The organism is Stenotrophomonas capsici, from assembly GCF_034961085.1.
Lineage (GTDB): Bacteria > Pseudomonadota > Gammaproteobacteria > Xanthomonadales > Xanthomonadaceae > Stenotrophomonas > Stenotrophomonas capsici.
In genome coordinates, this window is record NZ_JAYFUH010000169.1 from 1 (window position 1) to 2,122 (window position 2,122).

Below are 2,122 nucleotides of genomic sequence, written 5' to 3' on the forward strand. Positions count from 1 at the left end.
CGCGGCGGTAGGCACAGGTGACGCGCGCCGCGCCCAGGCGGATCGCGCTGCGCACGCAGTCCATGCCGGTGTCGCCACCGCCGAGCACCACCACGCGCTTGCCGTTGAGGTCGGGCAGGGCGATCTGGTCCTCCCAGCCGGCAATCGGTCGGCCATGCGGATCGTCGCCGCCGACGATGCGGCTGTTCTGCACCAGGAACGGCAACGCCGGCAGCACGTTCTTCAGGTCCTGGCCGATCAGCCCGCCATCGGTGTAGCGGTACGCACCGGTGCCGAGGAACACCGCGTCGTAGTCGGCCTGCAGTTGATCGACGGTGATGTCGCGGCCGATCTCCACGCCCAGCCGGAACTCCACGCCCATGCCTTCGAGGATCTCGCGGCGGCGGCCAATCACGCTCTTGTCGAGCTTGAAGCTTGGGATGCCGAATTGCAGCAGGCCACCGATCTGTTCATAGCGGTCGAACACCACCGCCTGGATGCCGGCACGCGCCAGGCGGTCGGCACAGGCCAACCCGGCCGGGCCGGCGCCGACGATGGCCACGCGCTTGCCGGTGGGCTGCACCGCGTGCAGGTCCGGCTTCCAGCCGGTGGCCAGTGCGGTATCGACGATGTACTTCTCCACCGCGCCGATGGTGACCGCACCGAACTCCTCCAGCGTGCAGCTGCCTTCGCACAGGCGGTCCTGCGGGCAGACGCGGCCGCAGACTTCGGGCAGCGGGTTGGTCGAGTGGCACAGCGTGGCTGCTTCGTGGATGCGGTCTTCCTGCACCAGCTGCAGCCACTGCGGGATGGCGTTGTGCACCGGGCACTTCCAGCTGCAGTACGGGTTGCCACAGTCCAGGCAGCGGCCGGCCTGGTATTGCGCGTCGGCCTTGTCGAACTTGCCGTACAGCTCGCCCCAGTCGCCGGACGTGCGCAGTTCCACCGGGATGCGCTGCGGCATGGTGCGGGGGAGGTCGAGGAACTGGAAGGCTTGCTTGCGGCTCATGGTGGGGAACTCGTGATGTCTGGGAAGGAGCCCTTCTCCCGCATGCGCGAGAAGGTGCCCCGAAGGGGCGGATGAGGGAGGCTTTCAAAGCGCCCTCACCCCGGCCCTCTCCCGCACACGGGAGAGGGGGACAGTGCATCAGGCAGCGTTACGCAGCGCCGCAGCCAGCGATTCGATGCTGGCCGCCTTGGGCTTCACCAGCCAGAACTTGCCGACGTAGTCGCGGAACTCGTCCAGGATCTGCTGCGCCCAGATGCTGCCGGTCATCTCGCGATGACGGCCGATCAAGGTGTGCAGGTGCTGGCGGTAGCTTTCGAAGCCCTCGGCCGAGATGCGGTGGATGTCGATCAGCTCGTGGTTGTAGCGGTCCACGAAATCGCGGTCGATATCCAGCACGTAGGCCAGGCCGCCGGTGAAGCCGGCACCGAAGTTCAGGCCGACCTTGCCGAGCACGGCGACGATGCCGTCGGTCATGTACTCGCAGCAATGGTCACCAGCACCTTCGATCACCGCCAGCGCGCCGGAGTTGCGCACGCCGAAGCGTTCGCCAGCACGGCCTGCGGCAAACAGCTCGCCGCCGGTGGCGCCGTACAGGCAGGTGTTGCCGATGATCGCCGTGTTGCGGGCCTCGAAGCGCGCACCACGCGGCGGACGCACCACCAGCCGGCCACCGGCCATGCCCTTGCCGACGTAGTCATTGGCTTCGCCTTCCACCTCCAGGTTCAGGCCATCGACGTTGAACGCGCCCAGGCTCTGCCCGGCGGTACCGCGGAAGCGCAGGTTCAGCGGTGCCTCGGCCATGCCGTGGTTGCCATGCGCGCGGGCGATGGCGCCGGCCAGGCGCGTGCCCACCGAGCGGTCGGTGTTGTGGATCAGGAAGCGATGCTCGCCGCCGCGCTTGTGCGCGATGGCGTCGGCCAGCAGGTCGTCCATCTGCGTGGCCAGGCTGTCCGGTGACTGGTACAGGCGCGGTGCGGCACAGTGCGAGCCTGCGTACTGCGCCGGCGCGAGCAGGCGCGACAGGTCGACCTTGACGCCTTCGCGCGGCGAGACCTCCAACTGCTCCAGCAGGTCGGTGCGGCCGATGATCTCGTCCAGCGAACGCGCGCCCAGCAGCGCCAGCCACTCGCGCAC

2 protein-coding genes are annotated in these 2,122 nt (G+C 68.6%); both read right to left on the bottom strand.

Features of this window, described 5'->3' with window-relative positions:
* Positions 1 to 988 (bottom strand): FAD-dependent oxidoreductase (locus VA603_RS10735; protein ID WP_323438813.1); only part of this gene is annotated, 988 nt, incomplete at its 3' end.
* A 138-nt stretch (positions 989 to 1,126) separates the two neighbouring features.
* Positions 1,127 to 2,122, bottom strand: a 996-nt coding sequence (locus VA603_RS10740) for a GltB/FmdC/FwdC-like GXGXG domain-containing protein (protein ID WP_486679293.1), incomplete at its 5' end; no start/stop codon positions are given.